The organism is Streptomyces sp. NPDC028314 (assembly GCF_055565795.1).
Genome location: NZ_JBVHTP010000024.1, coordinates 1 through 23,033 on the forward strand (window position 1 = coordinate 1; position 23,033 = coordinate 23,033).

The 23,033-nt window shown below is 71.3% G+C and carries 25 protein-coding genes and 2 pseudogenes; 11 read left to right on the forward strand and 16 right to left on the reverse strand.

The window, feature by feature from the left end; genetic code table 11:
* Positions 1-144 precede the first annotated feature (144 nt).
* A complete protein-coding gene (gene fdxA, locus ACZ4TG_RS36640; RefSeq protein WP_468172231.1) occupies positions 145-462 on the forward strand; it encodes a ferredoxin in 318 nt (105 codons plus the stop codon).
* A 26-nt stretch (positions 463-488) separates the two neighbouring features.
* Here the strand turns inward: fdxA and ACZ4TG_RS36645 are convergent, their stop codons facing one another.
* Together ACZ4TG_RS36645 and ACZ4TG_RS36650 are read right to left on the reverse strand one after the other, a co-directional pair.
* Positions 489-905 (reverse strand): VOC family protein, encoded by a 417-nt coding sequence (locus ACZ4TG_RS36645; protein WP_468172234.1) that lies wholly within the window; start codon positions 903-905, stop codon positions 489-491.
* A 10-nt stretch (positions 906-915) separates the two neighbouring features.
* Positions 916-1,362: a helix-turn-helix transcriptional regulator gene (locus ACZ4TG_RS36650; protein ID WP_468172237.1), complete on the reverse strand. Its 447-nt coding sequence runs from the start codon at positions 1,360-1,362 to the stop codon at positions 916-918.
* A 240-nt stretch (positions 1,363-1,602) separates the two neighbouring features.
* Between ACZ4TG_RS36650 and ACZ4TG_RS36655 the strand changes: the two genes are divergently transcribed.
* Positions 1,603-3,999, forward strand: a complete 2,397-nt coding sequence (locus tag ACZ4TG_RS36655) for an ATP-binding cassette domain-containing protein (RefSeq protein WP_468172240.1) — start codon at positions 1,603-1,605, stop codon at positions 3,997-3,999.
* A gap of 42 nt (positions 4,000-4,041) precedes the next feature.
* Here the strand turns inward: ACZ4TG_RS36655 and ACZ4TG_RS36660 are convergent, their stop codons facing one another.
* The 3 genes from ACZ4TG_RS36660 to ACZ4TG_RS36670 form a co-directional block, all read right to left on the reverse strand.
* The gene (locus ACZ4TG_RS36660; RefSeq protein WP_468172243.1) at positions 4,042-5,694 is read right to left on the reverse strand and encodes a peptide ABC transporter substrate-binding protein; all 1,653 of its coding nucleotides are present in this window, start codon (positions 5,692-5,694) and stop codon (positions 4,042-4,044) included.
* 172 nt (positions 5,695-5,866) lie between these two features.
* Positions 5,867-6,151: a hypothetical protein gene (locus ACZ4TG_RS36665; RefSeq protein ID WP_468172246.1), complete on the reverse strand. Its 285-nt coding sequence runs from the start codon at positions 6,149-6,151 to the stop codon at positions 5,867-5,869.
* On the reverse strand, positions 6,148-6,387 hold the full coding sequence (locus ACZ4TG_RS36670; RefSeq protein ID WP_468172249.1) for a hypothetical protein: 240 nt from the start codon (positions 6,385-6,387) through the stop codon (positions 6,148-6,150). The genes ACZ4TG_RS36665 and ACZ4TG_RS36670 overlap by 4 nt, the downstream gene beginning before the upstream one ends.
* A gap of 287 nt (positions 6,388-6,674) precedes the next feature.
* Between ACZ4TG_RS36670 and ACZ4TG_RS36675 the strand changes: the two genes are divergently transcribed.
* A complete protein-coding gene (locus tag ACZ4TG_RS36675) occupies positions 6,675-7,145 on the forward strand; it encodes a hypothetical protein (RefSeq protein WP_468172252.1) in 471 nt (156 codons plus the stop codon).
* 50 nt (positions 7,146-7,195) lie between these two features.
* Here the strand turns inward: ACZ4TG_RS36675 and ACZ4TG_RS36680 are convergent, their stop codons facing one another.
* Both ACZ4TG_RS36680 and ACZ4TG_RS36685 read right to left on the reverse strand, forming a co-directional pair.
* Positions 7,196-8,755, reverse strand: a complete 1,560-nt coding sequence (locus tag ACZ4TG_RS36680; RefSeq protein ID WP_468172255.1) for a serine hydrolase — start codon at positions 8,753-8,755, stop codon at positions 7,196-7,198.
* A 706-nt stretch (positions 8,756-9,461) separates the two neighbouring features.
* On the reverse strand, positions 9,462-10,046 hold the full coding sequence (locus ACZ4TG_RS36685) for a TetR/AcrR family transcriptional regulator (RefSeq protein WP_468172258.1): 585 nt from the start codon (positions 10,044-10,046) through the stop codon (positions 9,462-9,464).
* 63 nt (positions 10,047-10,109) lie between these two features.
* Here ACZ4TG_RS36685 and ACZ4TG_RS36690 point away from each other — a divergent pair, with 63 nt between their 5' ends.
* From ACZ4TG_RS36690 to ACZ4TG_RS36715, 6 genes and pseudogenes are all read left to right on the forward strand, one after another.
* Positions 10,110-10,940 (forward strand): class I SAM-dependent methyltransferase, encoded by an 831-nt coding sequence (locus tag ACZ4TG_RS36690; RefSeq protein ID WP_468172261.1) that lies wholly within the window; start codon positions 10,110-10,112, stop codon positions 10,938-10,940.
* A gap of 217 nt (positions 10,941-11,157) precedes the next feature.
* On the forward strand, positions 11,158-11,967 hold the full coding sequence (locus tag ACZ4TG_RS36695) for an alpha/beta fold hydrolase (protein WP_468172264.1): 810 nt from the start codon (positions 11,158-11,160) through the stop codon (positions 11,965-11,967).
* Positions 11,968-12,074: 107 nt separating this feature from the next.
* Positions 12,075-12,413: pseudogene (locus ACZ4TG_RS36700) on the forward strand (AraC family transcriptional regulator); the annotation flags it as partial.
* A gap of 234 nt (positions 12,414-12,647) precedes the next feature.
* Positions 12,648-14,132: an alpha/beta hydrolase gene (locus ACZ4TG_RS36705; protein ID WP_468172267.1), complete on the forward strand. Its 1,485-nt coding sequence runs from the start codon at positions 12,648-12,650 to the stop codon at positions 14,130-14,132.
* A gap of 134 nt (positions 14,133-14,266) precedes the next feature.
* A pseudogene (locus ACZ4TG_RS36710) lies at positions 14,267-14,459 on the forward strand (histidine phosphatase family protein); the annotation flags it as partial.
* A 13-nt stretch (positions 14,460-14,472) separates the two neighbouring features.
* Positions 14,473-15,405, forward strand: coding sequence for an endonuclease/exonuclease/phosphatase family protein (locus tag ACZ4TG_RS36715; protein ID WP_468172270.1), 933 nt, complete (start codon positions 14,473-14,475; stop codon positions 15,403-15,405).
* Here the strand turns inward: ACZ4TG_RS36715 and ACZ4TG_RS36720 are convergent.
* Genes ACZ4TG_RS36720 through ACZ4TG_RS36760 form a run of 9 tightly spaced genes read right to left on the reverse strand, consistent with a single transcriptional unit; the run spans position 15,395 to position 21,235 of the window.
* Positions 15,395-16,345: a hypothetical protein gene (locus ACZ4TG_RS36720; RefSeq protein ID WP_468172273.1), complete on the reverse strand. Its 951-nt coding sequence runs from the start codon at positions 16,343-16,345 to the stop codon at positions 15,395-15,397. The genes ACZ4TG_RS36715 and ACZ4TG_RS36720 overlap by 11 nt on opposite strands.
* Positions 16,342-17,859 carry an AMP-binding protein gene (locus tag ACZ4TG_RS36725; RefSeq protein WP_468172276.1) on the reverse strand — a complete coding sequence of 506 codons (1,518 nt, stop codon included), beginning with the start codon at positions 17,857-17,859 and terminating at the stop codon, positions 16,342-16,344. Before ACZ4TG_RS36725 ends, ACZ4TG_RS36720 begins: the two co-directional genes overlap by 4 nt.
* On the reverse strand, positions 17,856-18,287 hold the full coding sequence (locus ACZ4TG_RS36730; RefSeq protein ID WP_468172279.1) for an acyl-CoA thioesterase: 432 nt from the start codon (positions 18,285-18,287) through the stop codon (positions 17,856-17,858). The genes ACZ4TG_RS36725 and ACZ4TG_RS36730 overlap by 4 nt, the downstream gene beginning before the upstream one ends.
* Positions 18,277-18,633: a holo-ACP synthase gene (locus tag ACZ4TG_RS36735; RefSeq protein ID WP_468172282.1), complete on the reverse strand. Its 357-nt coding sequence runs from the start codon at positions 18,631-18,633 to the stop codon at positions 18,277-18,279. Before ACZ4TG_RS36735 ends, ACZ4TG_RS36730 begins: the two co-directional genes overlap by 11 nt.
* Positions 18,623-19,597 (reverse strand): ferritin-like domain-containing protein, encoded by a 975-nt coding sequence (locus tag ACZ4TG_RS36740; RefSeq protein WP_468172285.1) that lies wholly within the window; start codon positions 19,595-19,597, stop codon positions 18,623-18,625. The genes ACZ4TG_RS36735 and ACZ4TG_RS36740 overlap by 11 nt, the downstream gene beginning before the upstream one ends.
* 16 nt (positions 19,598-19,613) lie before the next feature.
* Positions 19,614-19,877, reverse strand: coding sequence for a hypothetical protein (locus tag ACZ4TG_RS36745; protein WP_468172288.1), 264 nt, complete (start codon positions 19,875-19,877; stop codon positions 19,614-19,616).
* Positions 19,867-20,514 carry a TIGR03086 family metal-binding protein gene (locus ACZ4TG_RS36750; RefSeq protein ID WP_468172291.1) on the reverse strand — a complete coding sequence of 216 codons (648 nt, stop codon included), beginning with the start codon at positions 20,512-20,514 and terminating at the stop codon, positions 19,867-19,869. The genes ACZ4TG_RS36745 and ACZ4TG_RS36750 overlap by 11 nt, the downstream gene beginning before the upstream one ends.
* 22 nt (positions 20,515-20,536) lie before the next feature.
* Positions 20,537-20,716, reverse strand: a complete 180-nt coding sequence (locus tag ACZ4TG_RS36755) for a hypothetical protein (RefSeq protein WP_468172294.1) — start codon at positions 20,714-20,716, stop codon at positions 20,537-20,539.
* A gap of 54 nt (positions 20,717-20,770) precedes the next feature.
* Entirely contained in the window at positions 20,771-21,235 is a 465-nt protein-coding gene (locus ACZ4TG_RS36760) for a hypothetical protein (protein ID WP_468172297.1), read from the reverse strand.
* A 111-nt stretch (positions 21,236-21,346) separates the two neighbouring features.
* On the opposite strand from ACZ4TG_RS36760, the gene ACZ4TG_RS36765 reads away from it, so the two are divergent.
* Together ACZ4TG_RS36765 and fabI are read left to right on the forward strand one after the other, a co-directional pair.
* Positions 21,347-22,234, forward strand: coding sequence for an alpha/beta fold hydrolase (locus ACZ4TG_RS36765; protein WP_468172300.1), 888 nt, complete (start codon positions 21,347-21,349; stop codon positions 22,232-22,234).
* A complete protein-coding gene (fabI, locus tag ACZ4TG_RS36770) occupies positions 22,231-23,010 on the forward strand; it encodes an enoyl-ACP reductase FabI (protein WP_468172303.1) in 780 nt (259 codons plus the stop codon). Before ACZ4TG_RS36765 ends, fabI begins: the two co-directional genes overlap by 4 nt.
* Positions 23,011-23,033 lie beyond the last annotated feature (23 nt).

Sequence of the window (23,033 nt, forward strand, 5' to 3'; positions counted from 1 at the left end):
TACGCGCAGACCGCCGCCTACGGCCACTTCGGCCGCGAGCTGCCGGACTTCACCTGGGAGCGCACCGACCGCGTGGACGCCCTGCGCGCCGCAGCCGGCATCTGACCCGGCCCGTCGCCACCCCTTCAACCTTGGAATCAACTCATGACGTATGTGATCGCGGAGCCTTGTGTCGACGTCAAGGACAAGGCCTGCATCGAAGAGTGCCCCGTCGACTGCATCTACGAGGGCAAGCGGTCCTTGTACATCCACCCGGACGAGTGCGTGGACTGCGGTGCGTGTGAGCCGGTCTGCCCGGTCGAGGCCATCTTCTACGAGGACGACGTACCGGAGGAGTGGAAGGACTACTACAAGGCCAACGTGGAGTTCTTCGACGAGATCGGCTCTCCGGGCGGCGCGGCGTCCCTCGGCCCCGTCGACCGGGACCATCCGTACGTGGCCTCACTGACCCCTTCCGCCTGAGGGGCGCTGGCAGGTCCGCCGGGTGCTCACTTCGCGAGGGGCTGGTTGAAGCGCAGCAGGTTGCCGGCGGGGTCGCGGAAGGCGCAGTCGCGGACGCCGTAGAACTGGTCCGTCGGCTCCTGCAGCACCTCGCCGCCCGCGGCGCTGATGCGCTCGAAGGTGGCGTCGCAGTCGTCTGTGGTGAAGATGACGCCGCGCAGCAGGCCCTTGGCCATCAGTTCCGCCATGGTCTGTCTGTCGGCCGGAGAGGCGTTCGGGTCGGCGAGGGGCGGTTCCAGGACGATGCTCACGTCCGGCTGGGAGGGCGCCCCTACGGTGACCCAGCGCATGCCCTCGAACCCGACGTCGTTGCGTACCTCGAGGCCGAGGACATCGCGGTAGAAGGCGATCGCCTTGTCGTGGTCGTCGACGGCGATGAAGCACTGGGAGAGCTTGATGTCCATGCCGTTCACGCTACGGCCGGGCGGCGGTGCTCGCTCCTCCGCTCTTGACCGGCCGCGTGTGGATCTTGGCCATACAGGCCGGGATGGCGGCGCCGTCCTCGTGGCTGCGGGCCCGGTAGGCGCTCGGGGTCTCGCCGACCAGCTGGGTGAAGCGCGAGCTGAACGATCCCAGCGAGGTGCAGCCGACCGCGAAGCAGACATCGGTCACCGAGAGGTCGCCGCGGCGCAGCAGTGCTTTGGCCCGCTCGATGCGGCGCGTCATCAGGTAGCTGTACGGCGTCTCGCCGAAGGCCGCGCGGAAGCTGCGGGAGAAGTGGCCCGACGACATCAGGGCGTCGTCCGCCAGAGCCTGTACGTCGAGGGGCTCGGCGTACTCGCGGTCCATCCGGTCCCGGGCCCGCCGAAGCCGGACGAGGTCGTCGAGGTTCTGCCGTTTCACCCGCCCAGCTTCCCACATCGCCCCCCGCTCCGGAGGGGCGACGGGGATACCGCCCCGCGGCGCGCGGGCAGGTGCCCGGACCGGTCAGGAACGGAGAAGCACGGGCCGGGAAGCCGGACCTAGCCTGATCGCAGTGCGCCGCCGCCGCGACCGCGGCGACGCGGGGGGAGCAGACATACTGCTCGGAACCGATCCGTTCGAGCTGGGCGACGCCGAGGGAGACCGCGAGTGCGGCCCCGCCTCACAGATGGAGAAACGATGAGCATGGCCAAGAGGACCGGCACGCAGTCGCCCGCGCGGCACCATGCCGAGGGACGCGATCTGATCCGCGTGCACGGCGCCCGCGAGAACAACCTCAAGGACGTCAGCGTCGAGATCCCCAAGCGCCAGCTCACGGTCTTCACCGGTGTCTCCGGCTCGGGCAAGAGCTCGCTGGTGTTCGACACGATCGCCGCGGAGTCGCAGCGGCTGATCAACGAGACGTACAGCGCCTTCGTACAGGGCTTCATGCCGACGCTCGCGCGGCCCGAGGTCGACGTGCTCGAAGGGCTGACGACCGCGATCATCGTCGACCAGCAGCGGATGGGCGGCGACCTGCGCTCCACGGTCGGCACCGCCACCGACGCGAACGCGATGCTGCGCATCCTCTTCAGCCGGCTCGGCGAACCGCACATCGGCCCGCCCAGCGCGTACGCCTTCAACGTCGCGTCGGTCCGGGCGAGCGGTGCGATCACCGTCGAGCGCGGTGCCAAGAAGACGGTGAAGGCGACCTTCAACCGCACGGGCGGCATGTGTACGCGCTGCGAGGGCCGGGGCTCGGTCTCCGACATCGACCTCACCCAGCTCTACGACGACTCCAAGTCGCTCGCCGAGGGCGCGTTCACCATCCCCGGGTGGAAGTCGGACAGCTTCTGGACGGTGCGGGTCTACGCCGAGTCGGGTCTGCTCGACCCGGACAAGCCGATCCGCAAGTACACCAAGAGGGAGATGCAGGACTTCCTGTACCGGGAGCCGACCAAGGTCAAGGTCGAGGGTGTGAACCTCACCTACGAGGGGCTGATCCCCAAGATCCAGAAGTCGTTCCTGTCGAAGGACAAGGAGGCGATGCAACCGCACATCCGGGCGTTCGTGGAGCGGGCGGTCACCTTCGCCACCTGCCCGGAGTGCGACGGGACCCGGCTCGGCGAGGGCGCCCGGTCCTCGCGGATCGGCAGGATCAGCATCGCGGACGCGTGCGCGATGCAGATCAGCGACCTGGCCGAATGGGTCCGGGGCCTGGACGAGCCCTCGGTGGCGCCGCTGCTCGCGACGCTGCGGCGGACCCTCGACTCGTTCGTGGAGATCGGGCTCGGCTACCTCGCGCTCGACCGGGCGTCGGGCACGCTGTCGGGCGGCGAGGCGCAGCGCGTCAAGATGATCCGCCACCTCGGCTCCTCGCTCACCGACGTCACGTACGTCTTCGACGAGCCCACCACCGGTCTGCACCCGCACGACATCCAGCGGATGAACGACCTGCTGCTGCGGCTGCGCGACAAGGGCAACACGGTGCTCGTGGTGGAGCACAAGCCGGAGACGATCGCGATCGCCGACCACGTCGTCGACCTCGGCCCCGGGGCGGGTGCGGCGGGCGGGACCGTCTGCTTCGAGGGCACGGTCGAGGGGCTGCGGGCCGCCGGCACCGTCACCGGCCGCCATTTCGACGACCGGGTCTCCGTCAAGGAGAAGGTGCGGACGCCCTCCGGCACGCTGGAGATCCGCGGCGCGACGGCGCACAACCTGCGCGAGGTCGACGTGGACATCCCGCTCGGGGTGCTCACCGTCGTCACCGGCGTCGCCGGCTCCGGCAAGAGCTCACTGGTGCACGCGAGCATCCCGGCCGGCGAGGACGTGGTGTCGATCGACCAGGGCGCGATCCGCGGTTCCCGGCGGAGCAACCCGGCGACGTACACCGGACTGCTCGACCCGATCCGCAAGGCGTTCGCGAAGGCCAACGGCGTCAAGACGGCGCTGTTCAGCGCCAACTCCGAGGGCGCCTGCCCCGAGTGCAACGGCGCCGGCGTCATCTACACCGACCTGGCGATGATGGCGGGGGTCGCCACCCCCTGCGAGGCGTGCGAGGGGAAGCGGTACCTGGCATCGGTACTGGACTACCACCTCGGGGGCCGCGACATCAGCGAGGTGCTCGCGATGTCGGTGTCCGAGGCCGAGGAGTTCTTCGGCGCGGGCGAGGCGCACACGCCGGCCGCGCACCGCATCCTCGGCCGGCTCGCCGACGTCGGGCTCGGCTACCTCAGCCTCGGCCAGCCGCTCACCACGCTGTCCGGCGGCGAGCGGCAGCGGCTCAAGCTGGCCACGCACATGAACGAGAAGGGCGGGGTCTACGTCCTCGACGAGCCGACCGCAGGGCTCCACCTCGCCGACGTCGAGCATCTGCTCGGGCTGCTCGACCGGCTCGTCGACGCCGGGAAGTCGGTCATCGTCGTCGAGCACCACCAGGCGGTCATGGCGCACGCCGACTGGATCATCGACCTCGGCCCCGGCGCCGGGCACGAGGGCGGCCGGGTCGTCTTCGAGGGCACGCCCGCCGATCTCGTCGCCGCCCGCACCACCCTCACGGGCCGGCACCTCGCGGCGTACGTCGGGGCGGGCGCGTAGGCCCTGCTCGGCGCGTGGACCTGGCCGGCCCGCAGGCCTCGCTCACGACGGACGCGAACCGACCGTGATCCGTTCGTAGACCGGCACGCCGAACGGGTTGAGCGTCACGTTCGAGAGGCGCTGCGCATATCCGGCCGTTCCGTTCTGGTACCAGAGCGGAATGGCCGGCACTTCCTTGGCGAGGACCTTCTCGGCGTCGATGAACAGACCGGTGGCCCGGGCGGTGTCGGCTTCCCTGTGGGCCGCTTCGACGAGGCGGTCGAAGTCCGGGTCGCTGAACTGCGCGTCGTTGGCGGAGCCGTCGCTGCGGAAGGGATCCTCCAGGAAGTCCTGGATGTACGGGTAGTCGGCGTACCAGCCGGAGCGGAAGGGGCCGGTCATCCGGTGCCCGGAGATCTGGTCGCGGAACTCGGCGAAGGTGCCGATCGGGTTGACGGTGCAGACCGGGCCCTCGCCCAGGGTGTTGTTGATGCTGTTGCAGACCGCGTCCATCCACTCCCGGTGCGAGCCGGCGTCCACGTTCGAGGTCAGCGTCATCCGGCCGCCGGGCAGGCCGCCGCCCTCCTGGATGAGGCGCTTGGCCTCGGTGGGGTCGTACGTACAGATCTCGCCGCAGACGTCGTCGGAGAAGCCGCCGGCGGAGCCGAGGGCCTGGGCGGTCCAGTCCTTGGCGGGGGTGCGGGTGCCGTGGAAGATCTGCCCGGTGATCTCGTCGCGGTTGATCGCCATCCCGATGCCCTTGCGGACCTTCTCCATCCCGGGCTTGTTCCACCGGGGGTCGTACAGCGGGAAGGTGAGGGTCTGGATGCCTAGGGCGGGCTGGCTGATGTACCGGTCACCGAGGTCCTTCTTGACGTTCTTCAGCTGCGGTCCCGGGATTTCGTCGACGAGGTCGAGGTTCCCGGCGATCAGGTCCGTGTACGCGGTGTTGCTGTCGGTGTAGACCTTGAGGTCCACGCCGCCGTTCTGCGCCTTGTCCTCCCCCGGGTAGCCGTCCCACCTGCGCAGCTTCAGCGCGGCGCCCTTGGCGTACGAGTCCACCGTGTACGGGCCGTTGCCGACGGGCTTGGCCAGCCAGCCGGCGTGGTCGGTGAAGAAGGCCTTGGGCAGGGGGAGGAAGCTCTGGTAGCCGAGGGTCTGCGGCCAGGTGGTGTACTTCTGCTTGAGGGCCACCGTGAAGGTCTTCGGGTCCTTGACGACCAGCCCGGACATGGCCGTGGCGCCGGCCTTGGGCTCGCCCGTGGCCGGGTGCAGATCGTCGTAACCGACGATGTCCTTGAAGTGCGCGCTGCTCTTCTGCCGGTTGCGCACGTCGGCCGCGTAGTTCCAGGCGTCGACGAAGGACCTCGAAGTCACGGGTTCGCCGTTGCTGAAGGTCCAGCCGTCCTTGACGGTGATGGTGAAGTTCCGGCCGTCGGTCGTCTCGATCTTCTCGGCGAGCACGTTCTTGGCCTCGCCGGTCTTCGGGTCGTAGCGCCGGAGACCCCGGAAGACCATGTCGAGGACCTTGCCACCCTGCGATTCGTTGGTGTTGCCCGGCTCCAGCGGGCTCTGGGGGTCGCCCCAGGAGGTGCTGACGATGTCGGCGCCCCCGCCACCGCCGCCCCCGCCGCTGCCTCCACCGCCGCAGGCCGTCGCCGCGAGGGCCACGGCCACCGCGCATACGACCCACCGGGCCCGGCCGGCTCCGCGCATCGAGCGCCTCCTTGGTCCCAGAACTCACCCAGAACTGACCCAGAACTGACCCAGCGGGTGTCCAGCGCCATGTGTCGCCCTGCGCGACCTCCCCTACACCTCCGGTTGGACCGTTTGCGCCCCCGCGCCACCCGGAGTCACCCCTGGGGAGTCAGGACGAGGGCGGCGCGGCCTACGACCGGGTCCATTCCTCGGGGCCACCGCCGCGCCATTCCACGAACTCGGGGTCGGTGAGGTCGGTGTCCTCCGCGTTCTCCATGCCCGCGGCGGAGAGGAAGACCGCTATGTCGCTGTACCGGTACGCGGTGCCCAGGCTCCGTCCGTCGTAGCGCACCTGGCGCCGTCCGTCGCGGTCGGGCGGATGCACGACCAGACGCGGCGCCGCCGCGCGCCGCCGTCGTCCGGGGTCCGCGCCCGGGGCGCCGGCCCGGTCGGGCTCCTGGCAGGCGCCGCTCATGCCGCCGCCACCCAGCTGCGGGCCCGCGCGATCCGGCGGAGCTCGACCAGCCCGGCGGCCGACCGGCCCGGTCGCGCCCAGTAGGGGTGGGCGGCGATCCGGCAGGACAGCACGATCAGGCGGCGGCGCAACGCCGTCGTGCCGGCGCCGGCGGGCCGCCGGGCCAGGTCCTGGTAGGTGCGCAGCCACCTGACCTGGAGATCCACCAGGTCCTCGGGGAAGAAGGTACGTGCCATTCACTAATTCAAGCATGTGTTCGATTTCCAGCGCGAATGCCGCCCTCCGCATCGCTGCGGGGCCGCACCGTGAGCCGCTGCGGATCAGGTACCTGACCGGAGTGGGCAGAGGATTCCTCTGCCACCTGCCGTTCGGCCTCGGCCCCGTCACGCTCGGCGCATAAGCTCTCCCGACAGCAGAGCCCTGTCGCACCGCCGACGATGGTCTGGCTTCGTCGCCGAGAGCCGGAAGCGTTCGTTGGTCACCGCCGGAGGCGCTCCGTCTGCCCGAGAGGACCCGATACCCGATGTCCATATGGCCTTCGATCGTTGCCGTACTCGGTACCCTCGCCGGTGCCCTGACCGCCGGACTCCTCCAGCACCGTTCGGCACGCACTGCCCGCGCCGAGGAGCGCGCCGAAAGCCACCGCCAGGACCAGCTCGGCGCCGTCACCGACTTCGCGGCCGCCCTGGACGCGCACCGCTCGGCGATGTTCCATCGGGAGCGTCTGGCCCTGACCGAGGCAGGCACCGAGCACCAGCTGGAGGCCCAGACGAGGTCCCACGACACCCGGGCGGCAATCACCGCGCCCCACATCCGCCTTCAGGTCCTGGTCCCTGAGCTGGCCGGCCCCGCCCAGCAGGCCGCAGACGCCACGTACGCGCTGCGCAGGGTCGTCGACCGGACCGAGCTGGACGCCCGGCGGCATGCGGCCAAGGAAGCAGCCGTCACCTTCATCGCCGCGGCCGCCACGCTGCTGAGCCCCAACCATCGCTGATTGAGGGGGGTGGCTGGGCTCTGCGTCTCATCCGGGACTGGCCATGCGGCCTACTGCTCGGTGAAGGTGCCCAGGTGGTTCGCATCGAGGGACTCGACGCGGACCGTGCCGTCTGCGAAGGTCACGCCGGTGCGGCCGGCCGCCATCTCGCCGGTGGTCTCGAAGCTGAAGGTGTCGCCGTCGTAGTGGGTGAGCGGGAAGAGCATCGGCTTGGGGCCGAGGGCGAGGGTCAGCGTGCCCTTGTTGTCGGCCGTTACGGTCGCCTTGCCGTAGTACGGGTTGTCGTAGGTTCCGGTGTAGGCGGCGCTGTCCTTGGCGGGCTTGGCAGAGGCGGGCGGGTGGGCGTAGTCGGTGGGGGACCGGGCGTTGTCGATCTCCTTCGCGTAGACGGACGCGAGCAGGGGAAGCCAGTCGGTCGTGGCCTTGCCGTGCTGGGCGACGTCGAAGAAATCGAGGGCGACGGCGTCGGCCAGGCCGACGGGGGCGCCGTTGGTGAGGACGACGATGCCGAGCTTCTCCAGGGGGAGCATCGTGACGTTGGCGTTGGTACCGAGTTCGAAGGCGCCGGAGTGGCTCAGGCGCAGCCGGCCGGAGTCGTCGTAGGACACGTTCCAGCCGAGGCCGTAGAAGCCGGCGCGGCCGGAGGGGGAGGTGGGCGGCTGAGAGACGATCTGGGGAACGTGCGTGCGGGCGAGCGTGGCGGCGGGGATGATCCGCTTGCCGTCGAGGGTGCCGTCGGCCAGTTGGAGCCGCAGCCAGCGGGACATGTCGCGGGCGGTGGAACTGACGCCGCCGGCGGGGGCTTGGGCGTCCGGGTCGCGAACGTAGCGGGGGCTCCAGGTGCCGTCCGGGTTCTTGACGTGGGTGGCCGCGTGGTCGGGGGCGTTGACGTAGGCGGAGAACTCGGTGCTGGTGTGGGTCATGCCGGCGGGCTTGAAGAGGGTGTCCGCGCTGAGCTTCTGCCAGGTGGTGCCCTTGGCGCGGGCGACGGCCTCGGCGGCGGCGGTGAGGCCGGAGTTGGTGTAGGCGTAGCTCGCGCGGAAGGGGGTGAGGGGCTCCAGGCGCAGGTGGTCGAAGATGTACGACTGGTCGTAGCCGAGGTCTTCGAGGAGGTCGCCGGCGTGGTCGGGCAGGCCGCTGCGGTGGGAGAACAGGTCGGCGGTCGTGACGTGGTCGGTGACCCAGGGGTCCTTGAAGGCGAAGCCGGGGAGGGTGACGTGACGGTCCCACTCGTCGGGGGTGGTGAAGGCGCCGGCGATGACGGTGGAGGAGACGGGCTTGGAGACGGAGGCGATCTGGAAGACGGTGTCGGGGCCGACCTTGGCGGGCTCGCCGGTACGGCGGACGCCGAAGCCCTTGAGGTGGACCACCTCGTCGTCGTGGACGACGGCCACGGAGAGGCCGGGGACGCCGGTGCGGCGCATCAGGTCGGTGATGGTCTGATCGAGGCGGCCCACGGCCTTGTCGATCTGGGCGTCGGTGAGCTGCGGCTTGGGGGCGGGGGGCGGGCTGGGGGCGGCCGTGGCCGGGCTGGGGGCGGCCGTGGCCAGCCCTGTTCCCGCCAGCACCAGTGCAGCACCGGCCGCCCCGAGTGCGCGGAGCGTACGCATGCCGCCATTGTCCCGCCGCCGAGCCGCTCCCGCCTGTCCTGCCCGCGCCCCCTGCCGGGGCTCCGCCCCGTGCCCCGCGCCTCAATCGCCGGCGGGGCTGGATTTGGCTGGGTGAGCCTGTACGGCTCAAGGATCGGGTTCTGCCCCGTGGCCGGCGTTGACAGCTGTTGTCTTTCCGTCCTTGATCGCCGTGTTTTCGCCGGTCAGACATAGTGCCGTGGTCTCGGTGGTAGGCAGGTCGTCGTATTGGTGCGGTCGTGGAGGTTCGGGATGCCGTCGGTGATCGGGCTGTCGGAAGAGGGTGAACGGGCTGCTGCTCAGCGGGTCGAGGTCCTGCCGCAGGAGGCGGACCGGGTGCTGGATGCGGTTCCGGTTCCGGGGTCGGTGGTGCCGTCGTGGCGGAAGGGACTTCCGGTCTCGGTGCTGTCGCCGGAGTATCAGCGGGCCGTGACGGTCCTGGGCGACGCGGCCGGGCCGTTGACGTGCAAGGAGCTGGCTAGCCCCATCAAGCCGGCAGTGGAGCGGTGTTCGCCACGCGATCTTCTATGTGGTCGACGGCGGCATCTTCGCAGTCCGTCAAGGCCGACGCGGTCGTCGGCGCCGGCATCCACCCCCGCCCCTCCATCCACGCCGGCACCGGCAGCAGCGGGCGGGAGCACGGGCGGGGCGACGTGCAACCCGAGCGCTCAGGTCACGATCGGGGTGGTCACAAGGCGCCGGCGATGACGGTGGTCACCATCTTCTGGATGGCGGCGGACTGCGGTGGGGCGCTTGTCCGGTCGGCGAACAGCAGGTGCCCGGCCCCGACGAGGGTGGGGGCGAGCGTGTCGATGTCGGCGTCGCCGGCCAGGCGCCCCAACTCCCGCTCGGCGGTGAGGTAGGCGGCGATCATGGCGGTGCCTTGCACGGCCAGTGGGATGCCGGCCGGCCCGGTCTCGCGCAGCCGGGCGCGGAGGCCGTCGCGGAAGGTGATGAGCGCGACGATTGCCACCGTGACCGGCCGGAACAGGTCCTGTAGCGCGTCGGCGAGGTTGTCCACCACGCTCCCGGTGCCAGCGGCGGCGCGCAGGGTCGTGGTTCGGTCCTCGATGCCGCGGATGCGGTCGAGGACCAGTTCCGCCAGGAAGGCGTCGAAGTCGGTGAAGTGCCGGTGCAGCACGCCCTTGGCGCAGTTCGCCTCCTGCGTGACCGCCCGGCTGGTCAACGCGTCGGGCCCGTCCCGAAGCAGGACGCGCTCAGCGGCTTCGAACAACTGGCCGCGCACGTTGTGGATGTGCACCCCTGACGGCATTGTCTCCCCTTTCCGTGCCGACCCAGCCTTAACAAGTGGGCAACCGCCCATTAGTGTGGGCGCATGCCCACTTTATCGCAGGGACAGCCGGACAAGTCTGGACCCGAGCCCCACCGCCACCGGCAGACGGCCGAGTCGTTCGGTGTGGACGCCGAACGCTACGACCGCGCCCGACCGCCGTATCCCCAGGCCCTGGTGGACAGGATCGTGGCGGCAAGCCCCGGTCGGCACGTCCTCGACGTCGGAGCCGGGACCGGCATCGAGGCCCGGCAATTCCAGGCGGCCGGGTGCACGGTGCTCGCTGTCGAGCCCGACGAACGGATGGCCGCCTTCGCGCGACGCAGCCGTGTCGAGGTCGAGGCCGCCAGGTTCGAGGACTGGCAGCCGGCCGGGCGGCAGTTCGACGCGGTCATCGCCGGCACCGCCTGGCACTGGGTGGACCCCGTCGCCGGCGCGGCCAAGGCTGCCCAGGTGCTCCGGCCCGGCGGCCGACTCGCCCCCTTCCACCACGTCCCCCAGCTCCCGGCCGAGGTGATCGACGCCCTCGCTGAAGTACTCCACCGGGTCGCCCCCGATTCCCCGTTCAACCCCGGCCTGCTGAGAGGATCGGCCGTGGACGCGTACCAGCCGCTGTTCGCGAGAATCGCCGACGGGATCCGGCAGACGGGCAGGTTCAGCGAGCCGGAACAATGGCGCTTCGCCTGGGAGCGCACCTACTCCCGAGAGGAGTGGCTCGACCAACTCCCCACCTTCGGCGGCCTCACCCAGCTCCCCGCAGACAAAATGGCGAAGGTCCTGGACAGCGCCGGCACTGCGATCGACATGCTCGGCGGCCACGCCACCATGCCCTACACATCCGTTGTGATCACCTCTACCCGCTCCAATACTGCCTGACCGCCGCAAAGGTCGGACGTTGCCGGGCGCGAGCAGTCTGGTGAGCTCGGCAACGTCCCCGGAGTGGCGGGGCGAGCGGCCCTGGCCGATTTAAGAATCGCCATCAGGCTTTCGCGGAGGTCCCGCTCGTCGTGGAGACGGAAGTCCTGGCGATCGTCGGCCCCGTGACGACATTTGTACAAGACCGAGGGCCGGCAGCCCCGGCATCCTCCCCTGTATGGGTATCCACGGCGGTAAGCACGTGCACGGGTTGCACGTGGTCCACGACGGCCCGCGGGAGGCGCCGCCGCTCGTGCTCATCCACGGATCGGGGGCCTCGGGCAGCTCCTGGGGCCCGGTCGTGCCGGCACTGGCCAGCCGGTGTCACGTCATCCGGATCGACCTCCCGGGCCACGGTCAGTCCCCGCCCGCGCCGTCCTACGGCGTGCCTGAGCAGGCAGCCAGCCTGGCCGTGGCGCTCGATGAGCTCGGCCTTCGTGCGGTCACCGTGGCCGGGCACTCCAGCGGCGGATACATCGCCACCGCCCTCGCCGAACGGCGCCCGGACCTGGTGGGCTCGCTCGCACTGATCAGCAGTGGCCCGAGTCCCGACGCGCTCCTTCCCCAGCCCGTCCTCCTTCAGGTCCTGATCGACCCGCCGCTCGGCCCGCTTCTGTGGAGGGTCCGTTCCGACACGATGCTCCGCCGGGGGGTGACCGCGGTGTGCAACCGCCCGGTGGACGTGCCGGACGACCTGGTAGCCGACGTACGGGGCATCGGCTACCGCACGTTCAGGACGGTGCTGCGCGAGAACGGCGCGTACATCGCAGAGAGGAGCGTACCCGCGCGCCTGACCGCACTCGACGTCCCTGTTCTGGTGATCTTCGGCGCTGCCGACCGCCGCTGGGATCCGTCTTCGGCGCACCGCTACGACACGGTGCCGAACGCGCGAGTCGAGCAGCTGCCCGACGTCGGTCACTTCCCCATGCTCGAAGCGCCGGAGGAGACCGGCGAGTTGCTGCTGCGCTTCGCGGCGACGAGCCGCTGACACCCATCGCCTAGCCTGATGCCGTGAAGTCCACCGAATCACCACCTGACTGGGCGTCGGTGGAGGTCGCCGTGCCCCGGCAGCCGGGCCGGCTGCCGGGAGTCGGCATGGCTGGGTTCCGCCAACGTGCCCCGGCACCCGTGGATATCGCCATGGTCGCGCACCCCTCGGTCACTCTGTTCGTGGACCTGAGCGACGGAGACGGCCTTGTCTACGACGCCCACGGCCGGCGCGAATGCGGCAGCGTGGTCGTTGGACTGGCACCGGGCGACCTTCGGCTCGGAGACCGGCGGCCGGCGGCCGGGAGGATCGAGTGCCTCCAGATCCGGTTGTCACCGGTCCTGGCGGTTGCGGTGCTCGGCGCATCGACCGACCTCAGCGGGACGGTGGTCTCCCTGGAGGACGTCTGGGGCCGCGACGCCGGGCGAGTGGAGGAGAGGCTGCGGCCGGGGTGACACCCACCGCCGTAGCCGCTGCGCCGTGGCTCGCCATCGATGACGTCGCGTGGCCGACCCGGGGTCGCCGACGCGGAATGGACCCGGGGTAGGGACGGCTGCGTCGTGCTCGCCTTCTCCTGATCGCCACCCCTGCGTGGACTGAGCGGCCGGCTGGTCGCACTGGCCAGCTGAACCGCTCAGTCACACAATGGTGGGAGAAGGGGAGATCCCTCGGAGCGTGCCATGCGATGCGCGACACTGTTGTGCGCCGCGGCCCTGACCGCCGCGGCCCTCGGGGCCACCACACCGCCACCGGCGCCGGACGACCCCCGGCTCGCCGGGTTCTACCAGCAGAAGATCGCCTGGGGCCCGTGCCCCGGCACCTACCGCGCGTCCATGCAGTGCGGGACGCTCAAGGTCCCCCTCGACTACGCCCACCCCGACCAGGGCACCATCGCGCTCGCCCTGGCCCGGATCCCGGCCACCGGTCCGGACCGGCTGGGCTCGCTGGTGCTCAACTACGGCGGTCCCGGACAGAGCGGCGCCGCGGGCACGTCCACCCGCTTCGACCGCTGGCGGGAGCTGGCCAAGTCGTACGACATGGTCGGCTTCGACCCCCGCGGCATCGCCGCCAGTGCCCCGATCAGCTGCGGCGGCGCCCTCCCGCTCGTCGGCACGGAGTACATGAAGGCCGACCAGCTGCTGAACGCCGCCGAGAAGGCGAACCGCGCCTGCGAGAGCCGCACCGGCCCGATCCTGCACCACGTCGGCACGGTCGACGTCACCCGCGACATGGACGTACTGCGCGCGGCGCTGGGCGAAGCGGACCTCAACTACCTGGGAGCCTCCTACGGCACCCGGATCGGCGCCGCCTACGCCGCCCGGTTCCCGCAGCACGTCGGGCGGATGGTGCTCGACGGGGTCGACACCCTCTCCGGACCCCTGGCCGAACAGGCCATGGACGTGGTGAAGGGCCAGCAGCTCGCCTTCGAGGGCTTCCTCGACTGGTGCACGAAGCAGCCGGGCTGCGTGTACGCGGGCATGGACCCGCGGAAGGCACTGGAGAAGGCCGAAGGGCTGGTCGCCGAGCTGGACAAGGCGCCGCTGACCACGAAGGACGGCACGGAGTTCAACGGCCAGTCGCTGGCCTTCGCCATCGAGAACGACCTGTACCGGACCCGCGACTGGCCGGAGCTCGCAGACGGCCTGGGCGGGCTGGAGCGTAACGAGGACCTCACGATCCTCGCGGAGCGCGCCAAGCCCGAGGAGGACAACGAAGGCGCGGCCCTGACGGTCGTGAACTGCTCCGACTACACCGACCGCGGGGTACGGGGCGACGCCGAGGCGCTCCAGCGGAAGCTGGACGCGCTCCTGCCGGAGTTCCAGAAGGCGTCCCCGATCTTCGGTCGGGGCGAGCTGTCGGAGATCGAACTCTGCCACGGCCGGCCCCCGGCCGACGAGTTCATCGCGAACATCGACCACCCCGGTGCCCCGCCGATGCTCCTGGTCGGCGTCCGCAACGACCCCGCGACCCCGTACCCCTGGACCGAGGAGACGGCCCGCCGGCTCGGCTCGGCCGCGATCGTCGACTACGAGGGCCACGGCCACACCGGCTACCCCCACTCCGCCTGCGTGCAGCGGCACGTCAACCACTTCCTGGTGACCGGGCAGCTCCCGGACGCACACACCGTCTGCCCGGCCGAGGAAGTGGACGCGAAGGGCGAGTAGCCCGGCGGACATAGGGGCTGTCGGGTGAGGCCTCGCCGGCGGATCCGTCGCCGGTCGGGGGCCGCGGAACCACGGGGCGGGGCCGGGGCGTCCTTCAGGCGTCGGCACGATCTTGGACTTGGGGGCACGAGCACATGGGCACAGCAGCGACCCGCTTCCTCCATCTCGCCCGGCACGGTGAGGCGTCGCCCGACGAGAGCGAGCTGACGGAGGCCGGGCGCCGGCAGGCCGCGCTACGTGCCGTACCTGCCGCCGCGCGAGGAGCTGCCGGCGGAGTCGGCCGACGCGATGCTGGAGTGGCTGGCCGGGTTCCGGGCCGAGGCGCGGGTTTGAGCGCCGGGTGACGGGGAGGGCGTGGGCCGGCGGCGGGCGGGTGACGGCCGGGGCGGCCGTGCTGCTCGGCGGCCTGCTGGCCCTGCACGGTCTGGTGCCCAACACGGCCGGGCGGCCGGGCAGTGCGCTGGAGACCTTCCTGCCCTGGCTCGGGCTGCTGATCCCGGTGCTGCTGGGGGCGGCGGTGCTGCGCCGGTCGGCCGTCGCCTCGTTCGCCGTGCTGCTGCCGGTCGCGGCCTGGCTCGGGCTGTTCGGCGGTCTGCTGCTGCCGGGTGCGGGGCAGGGCCGCGCTCTGGTCGCGGTGCAGCACAACGTCAGCGACGAGAACCCGGATCCGGCGGCTACCGCGAGGGCGCTGGCCTCGACGGGGGCGGATCTGATCGCGCTGGAGGAGCTGACCCCTGCCGCGCTGCCTTCGTACGAGGCCGTCCTGGCCGCCGGCCATCCCCACCACACGACGGTCGGCACCGTCGGGCTGTGGTCGAAGTACCCGTTGGCGGACGCGCGTGCGGTGGACATCCGGCCCGCCGGGGTGGGGCCGGACTGGAACCGCGGGCTGCGGGCGACGGCCAGGACTCCGCTGGGGGACGTCGCCGTGTACGTGGCGCACCTGCCGTCCTTGCGGCTGGGCCCGCACGGGTTCGGTTCCGTACGCAGGGACGAGAGCGCGGGGCTGCTCGGTGCGGCGCTCGCGGCCGAGCCGCTGGAGCGGGTGATCCTGCTCGGGGACCTGAACGGCACGGTGGACGACCGGGGTCTGGCTCCGGTCACCGCGCGCATGACGGCGCCGGGCCCGGGTTTCGCGTTCAGCTGGCCAGCGTCCTTCCCGGTGGCCCGGATCGACCAGGTCCTGGCCCGGTCGGCGGCCGTCACCCGGATCTGGTCGCTGCCCGGGACGGGCAGCGACCACCGGCCCGTGGCCGCGTACGTCAGGCTGTGAGCGGGGCCGTCCCGCGCTCCGTGGGCAGGGCGCCGGCGTTCCGGTCGAGGAAGCGGTGCCCGGCGGCGAGTCCGCGTTCGTAGGCGGCGGCCAGGCCCTCGGGGGTGGCCGCCGCGTAGTCGACGCCCAGGAGCTTGAGGTCCTCCTCCGGTTTGATCACGTGGACCGTGGCCCGGCCGAGGGTGGAGCCGTCGACGATCTCCTCGGAGGCGTAGATGTCGCGGAAGAGGGGGAAGGGGTCGGCGCCGATGGCGATCAGGGTGCTCACGCCGGTCGCCGCGACCTCGCGTGCCGGGCAGGCGCAGGTGTAGGAGGCGTCGACGTAGGCCTCGCCGTCGACCTCGGCCGGCACGGCCCAGGCGTGCAGCATGCGGGTGGAGGCGTAGGACACGGCGTCGAAGTTGTCGGGCGTCAGCCGGGGCTGCCCGTCCGGGGTGTCGGGGCGCGCGGAGGACACCCGCGAGGAGAACACGGTGGCGGAGAGGTTCTCCTCGACCCAGGCGCGGTCCCCGGTGAAGATGTTCCGCAGCAGCTGCTTGCCGAGGTCCTTCGCCCCCGGTCCCTGGGTGAGCTCGGCGGCTTCGGGGGTGGTGACCTTGCTGGTGGCCAGCAGGAACTCGGGGGCCCCGGCCCGGAAGAGGCCTTCCCGCAGGGTCGGGCCGTACTGCGCGATGCTGCTGAGCACCACGTGGCTCATGCCCCGGCCGGCGGCTCCCTCGGCGGCCTTGCGCCAGTAGTCCACTCCCGTCGCGCGGGCCTGTCCCACCGCGGCGAGTCCGCCGGACAGGACGGCCGAGGAGGCGGTTCCGTACACCTGCGCGCGCAGTCCGCGCTCCTCGAACGCGGACAGCACGCCGTGTCCGAAGACTCCCTTGAGCATTCCGGACGCGATGGCGATTCCGATGCGCCCGCCCGTGCCGTCGAGGGTCGTGGCAGTCATAGCAGTCCCTTCTCGAACTGTTCAGCCATGTGGGTACGGGCGGGTTTGCCGCTGGCCGTACGGGTGATCGCGCTGTGCGGGACTTCGAGGACGCAGTGGGGCGAGAGGCCGAAGTCGGTGGCGATGCGGGTCGCGACCTGCTCGGTGTCGACCGCCCGCGCCCGTTCGCCCACGACGAGCACGGCGAACGACTCGCCGTGCGGCAGGACCACGCCCTCGGCGACCGTGTCGAGGGTCGTCACCACCTGTTCGATGTCGGTGGCGAACACGTTGACGCCGTTGACGGTGATCCGGTCGCCGCGCCGGCCGCTCAGATGGAGCCGGCCGGAGCGCAGGCGCCCCAGGTCTCCGGTGTCGAACCAGGTGGTGCGGTGGTCGGTGGCCCCGTCGTAGCCGTCGAAGAGGGTGGCTCCTCGCAGCTGGACCGCCCCGGTCGTGCCCTCGGGGCAGCCGAGCCCCGATTCGTCGACGATGCGCAGGTCGAGGCCGGGTACGGGGGTGCCGAGGCAGGCCGTGTCGACGGCTCCGTCGGCGGCAAAGCTGGTGGCGGGGTCCACGTAGCGGTGTGCGGTGACCATGAGGGCGGCTTCGGCGAGCCCGTAGCAGAAGACCAGTGAGGCCGGGTCGAATCCCCAGGGCCGGACCGCGGCCAGGAAGGTGTCGACGGACCGTCTGCGGATGGGCTCCGCACCGCAGAAGACGGTGCGCCAGGCCCGGAAGAGTTCCGGGTCGCCGGGAGCGCCGCCCTGCGCGGTCGCTTCGCCGATCCGTGCGGCGAGGTAGCGCAGCATGAAGTCGGGCAGCGCGCTGTGGACGCTCTCGGCGTCGCGCAGCAGCTGGAGGGCCGCCATGGGTCTGCGCAGGAAGGTGCCGGGGTCCTCGACGACCAGGTCGATGCCGTGGACCAGCGAGGTCAGTACCCCGACCAGGCCCATGTCGTGGTGCAGGGGCAGGGCGATGAGCCCGGCGTGTCCCTGCTTCATCCCGGCGACGGCGCGGATGGCCTCGATGTTGCCGAGGACCGCGCGGTGGCTGAGCGGGATCGGGCGGGGCATGCCGGTGGAGCCGCTGGTGTACTGGACGAAGGCGAGGCCGTCCGGATCCCCGGCGTGGGGCTCGGGCACCAGGCCGGGGCGCGGTACGAGGTCGAGCTCGCGCAGTCCGTGTCCGGGGATCCTGAAGGTGTGCCGGGTGTCCTGCTGTTCGGCCACCATGGCGAAGTACTGCCGGGTGATGGCGCCGGGAACCCTGGGTTTGACGGAGACCGGCACCGCTCCCAGGTGCAGCAGGCCGAGCAGGGCGAGGACTCCCTCGCGGGTGCTGGTGATCCGGATCATCACCCGGTCGCCGGGCCGTACGCCCTGTTCGGCGAATCCGCCCGCGGCCGCCGCGATCTGTTCGGCGAACTCGGGGTAGCCCAGCCGCTCCCGTCGGGCGGAGGTGCCGAAGACGACGTGCGCGTCGGGCCGGCCGGCCTGTGCGGCGATCGCCTCCCCCAGGGTGCGCGCGGTCATGCCGCCCGTCCCGGGGTGCGCAGCAGGGTCCGCAGGTCGGCGCGGTGGATGGCCTTGGTCTCCCGGTCGACGAGTGCGAGGCGTACCCGGCCGCGGGCGGCGACCGTGCCGTCGGGCAGCTCGATGTCCTGGGCGAGGGTGAAGCTGTACGCGGTCTGCCCGGCGAGCGAGGTGCGGACGAAGAGGCGGCCCACCGGGTCCCAGTCGACGGCCTTCAGGTAGTCGAGCCGGAGTTGGAGCACCACCGCGACCAGGGTGCTGTCGCGCAGGTCGACCCCGTTGGCGAGGCCCCATTCCCAGCGTCCGGTCTCCAGGAGCTGGGGGTGGACGCTGTTGTTCAGGTGGCCGGCCCAGTCGAAGTCGTTGGGCCGCAGGGCTACCTCGCCCCGGTGTTCCACGAGTTCGGGCGGTGTGCCGTCACTCAGCATGGGGCGTGCTCCTCTTCTCTTCCCCGTCCCCCGGGCGAGGGGCGAGGAGTACGACGACGGCGCCGGCCATGTCGCCGGTGTGGCTGATCGACAGTTCGACGGCGAGGCGGCGCTCGCGCACCCACCGGGCGAGGCTGCCGTGCGGCCGGATCCGGGGCTGGCCCGCGGGGCCGTGCTCCACCTCGATGTCGGGGAAGGTGTGTGCGGGTGCTCCGCCCATGGCGCTGAGCGCCTTCACGCAGGCCTCTTTGGCCGAGAACAGCCCGGCCAGGGAGGCGTAGGGGTCGGGGCGGGTGCGGGCGTGGGCCCGTTCGGCGGCGGTGAACAGCGCGCCGCTATCGAGCAAGTGCGGCTTCCTTCTCAGCTCCGCGACGGACTGCAGATCGAATCCGGTCGACATCGTTCGTCCGGAGGCTGGCGAAGTAGGCACGCTTGAGGTCCTCGTACGACGTGGTGTGGATCCCGGTGGCCTCGCGGACCAGTGCGAAGACGCTGCTGAGCTTCTTGGAGTGGACGGAGCCCTCGTGCAGGGCGTTGTCGCCGAGCCCGAACTCCTCCTCGCCGCTGCGCGTGCGCTCCCACCAGTTGACGAAGCCCTCGCGGTCGGTCTGGGCCTCGCGGGCGGAGCCGTACGTCTCGCCGCCTTCGGGGCGGATCCAGGTGTAGGCCATCGAGAGGACGTCCTTGATGGGGTACACCCCGGACTGGACGAGGGCCTTGGCGAAGGAGACGAAGTACTGCCGGTGCTGCACCTCGTCCTTCATGATCGTGTGGAAGACGTCGCGGACCAGCTCGTCCTCGGTGTTGCGGGCCTGCCATCCGTACGAGACGCACGCCTCGATCTCCACGCAGGCCTGGAGCACGCAGACGCGGGCGTAGTTGTCGGTGGGGAACGGGCCGCGGTGCTCGACGACCTCGTCGTGGCCGATGGGGTCGACCCCGGCCATCTCCATGAGGCGGCCGAAGGCGACCTCGTGGTGGGCCTCTTCCTCCAGCCAGTAGCGGGCCGACCAGGCGGCGGCGACGTGCAGGACGTCGGCGCCGAGCGGGTTGGACTCGCGGATCTCGCGGGCGAGCTTGATGCCGTCGACGGCGAGGCGGATGCCGGCGGGCTGGGTGGTGAGCTCGGCGCGGGCCGCGTGCCACAGGGCGGCCTTGTCACCGGGGCCCGGACGGTCGAGGCGGCGGCCGTCGAACAGCTTGTCGGTCGCCCATCGGCGCTGCTCGTGATAGCTCTGCTGGACGCGCAGCACATCGCTGATGGTCGCTCCGGCGCGGAGCTCCTTGACGATGTCGGTCATGATCAGCACGGGTCGCGCCTTCCGTTCAGGAGGAGGTGGCGGGGTCGAGCTGCCCGGCCAGGGCGGCCACGACGTCCCCGGCGGTGTGGTCCAGGGTCATCGTCGGCAGCTCCACGTCGTCGTCGAGTCCCGCGTCGGCGAGGGCGCCGGCGAACGCGTCGAGCAGGTCGATGGAGTTGATGGCCGACGGCGAGGCGACGAGGACGGCCGACAGCGGGCGGCCGTCGAACACCTCGTCCTCGGTGAGGCCGAGCCGGCGGGCGATGTTGGTTCGGAGGTCAGCGATCACGGTCGTTCTCCTGAAGGGTGCTGTTCGTCGGTACGGCAGCGGCGGCGGCGCTCCAGTCGGGGGAGCGGCCGAGCGCGGTGAGGATGAGGTCGAGCGATCCCGCTCCGGGGCCGGCCTGCAGGGCGGGCCGGAACTGGGCCGCGGGGCCCAGGCGCCGTTCGTCGTCGGGGACCCTCAGCGCGAAGAGCAGCGCGGCCTCCGCGCTCCCCTCGGCCAGGTCCAGTTCGACTCCGAGGGTCTTGGCCAGGTCCCAGCCGTGGACGACGTAGTCCAGGAAGTGGAAGCCGATCGCGACGGTGGCGGGGAACCTGAGGTCGGTGCTGATCTCGGGGAGGGAGAACTCCCTGGTCAGGACGTTCGGTTCGGCGAAGGCGGCGAGGACCAGCCTGGCCGACGCCCGGTAGGCGGCCGGGGCGTCCTCGTCGCCGAGGGGCCGGTCCTGCCAGGCGGCGGGGTCCGAGCCGCCGCCCGCGGCGGAGGCCGCGAAGCCGTGGTGCTGGCCCGTCATGTGTGCCACGAGGCTGCGGAGGTTCCAGCCGGCGCAGGGGGTGGGGCGCTCCCAGTCCTCGGGCTTGGCGTGGTCCAGGAGGCGGATGGTCTCCAGGACGGCTGTGCGGTCGAGCTCCAGGATGTCCATGCGGCTCCATTCGGCGGGGTTTTCAGCCGGTGCTCTGGCCCTCGGGGCGGGCGGTGGAGAGCAGGGCGGGCCCGTGGGACGGGCGCTGCGAGTGATCTGGACCGAACGGGAGGACGTACTCGTCGATCAGACGGTCCAGTTCGTCCTTGATGCGCTGGTTGGGGCCGGGGTAGCGGTCCTGGGCGCCGGGCGAGAGGGTCATGCCATCCTCCGGAACGGAAGTGCTGACGATTCAGACAGTAGCACGATCGTACGTTTACTTTTCTGATCCCACAGCGCCCCCGGGCACTTCTCCCGCGGCGGGCCAGGGCGCCTCGCCGGCCAGGACCGGGTGGACGCGAGCCCAGACCGCGTCCGGACCGGCTTCGGCCGACTGCCATGTGGCGGAGCGCAGTTCGCCCTTGTCCCGGAAGGCGCGCACGATCCGCAGGTGGTCCGGTCGGGCGACGAACTCCCGCAGTCCGGCGTGGTCGCGCCAGATGGAGACCGAGCCCGAACGCGGGCGCAGCGAACCGGACTCCATCCAGAGCCACATGCCGACGGCGCCGGCCGTCCGGGGCCAGCTCCGGCGCAGCATCACCCCCGCGACGAAGACCTTGGCGGAGTCCAGCGAGCGGTGGGCGGTGAACTCGGTGATGTTCACGGTCACCTGCTCCGCGCCGCCGGGGGGCGCCGCCGCGGGCCCGGCCTGCCAGGGGGTGCTCCAGATGGGGCGGGACACGGCTTGCTGCCTCCAGGTCACGGCCGGGGAAGGGGTTCGCCGTGATGAATATACGCGAACGGTCGTGCTAGATTCTCCAGCATTCCTGGCAGAACCAGAAGGGCGCGTGACATGGATCGCTCTACGGCAGTTGTACGTGCAGCCCTGAACGGCACGTCCTACGCCTCGGGAAAGCTGGCGGGCAGGGGGGCGTTCAACCTGTTCCGGTTGCCCAAGGGCCGCAGCAGGCCGCGGCCCGACGAGGCCCCGGTGTTCGACACCGCCCGGCGCGGTGAACTACACGTCAACGGCTCGACCGTGGTGACGTACCAGTGGGGCGACGGGGAGCGCCCGGTGCTCGTCGTGCACGGCTGGGAGTCGCGCGCCTCACGCTTCGCGAAGATCATCGGGGAGCTCGTCGAGCTGGGCTACAGCCCGGTCAGCTTCGACGCGCCCGGTCACGGCGAATCCACGGGCCGCACCACGAACATCGCCGAATACCGGAAGATCCTCACCCGGCTGCACCACGACCACGGGGACTTCGAGGCCGTCGTCGCCCACTCCCTCGGCGCCACCGCGACGTTCCTGTCGATCCAGCACGGGCTGCGCACGCGACGGGTCGTATCGATCAGCGCCGTACCCGAGTTCGCCTTCCTGGTCGACAAGTTCTGCGAGCAGCTGGGGCTGCGCGACAAACTCAAGGACGAGCTGCGGGGCCGCATCGAGCGCGAGATGTTCCCGGACGAGGAGGACATCTGGCACCGGTTCTCCGTGTTCGCCGGGTCCGAGCGGGTGGACGTCCCCGTCCTGGTGATCCACGACGACCACGACGACATGGTCGACCCGCCGCAGGCGCAGCGCGTCCTGGCCGCCTTCGGCGACCGCGCGCGGCTGGTGACCACGCAGCGGCTGGGGCACCGCCGGATCCTCGGCGCGCCCCAGGTCGTGCGCGAGGTGGTGGACTTCGTGTCCGTCGGTGGCGGCAAGCAGCAGGACGAGGTCGGGATGACGGCACGATGAGCGGCATCCTCGCGGGCAAGCGCATCCTGGTGACCGGGGTCCTGATGGAGTCCTCGATCGCCTTCCACACCGCCAGGCTCGCCCAGGAACAGGGCGCCGAGGTCGTGCTGACGGGCTACGGACGCCTGAGCCTGGTGGAACGCATCGCCAAGCGGCTGCCGGAGCCGGCGCCGGTGCTCGAACTCGACGTACAGAACCCGGAGCACCTGGCGAGCCTCGCCGAGCGGATCAGGCAGAGCGCCGGCGCCGACGCCCGGCTCGACGGCGTGGTGCACTCCATCGCCTTCGCTCCGCAGGACGCCCTGGGCGGGAACTTCCTGACGGCCGGCTGGGATTCGGTGGCGACCGCCGTCGAGGTGTCCGCGTACTCCCTCAAGTCCCTGGCCATGGCCTGCCTGCCCCTCATGGAGGAGCGCGGCGGCGCCATCGTCGGCCTGGACTTCGACGCCCAGGTCGCCTGGCCTGCGTACGACTGGATGGGGGTGGCCAAGGCGGCGCTGGAGTCGACCTCGCGCTATCTCGCCCGGGACCTGGGGCCCCACGGCATCCGCTGCAACCTGATCGCGGCCGGGCCGATCAAGACGATGGCCGCCAAGTCCATACCGGGCTTCGAGACGTTCCGCGAGGTGTGGACCACGCGCGCTCCCCTGGGCTGGGACCTCTCCGACACCGAGCCCACGGCGCGCGCGGTGATCGCCCTGCTCTCGCCGTGGTTCCCCAAGACGACCGGTGAGATCGTGCACGTCGACGGCGGGGTCCACGCCATAGGCGCCTGAGCCGGACATGAGCCCTGTGCGAG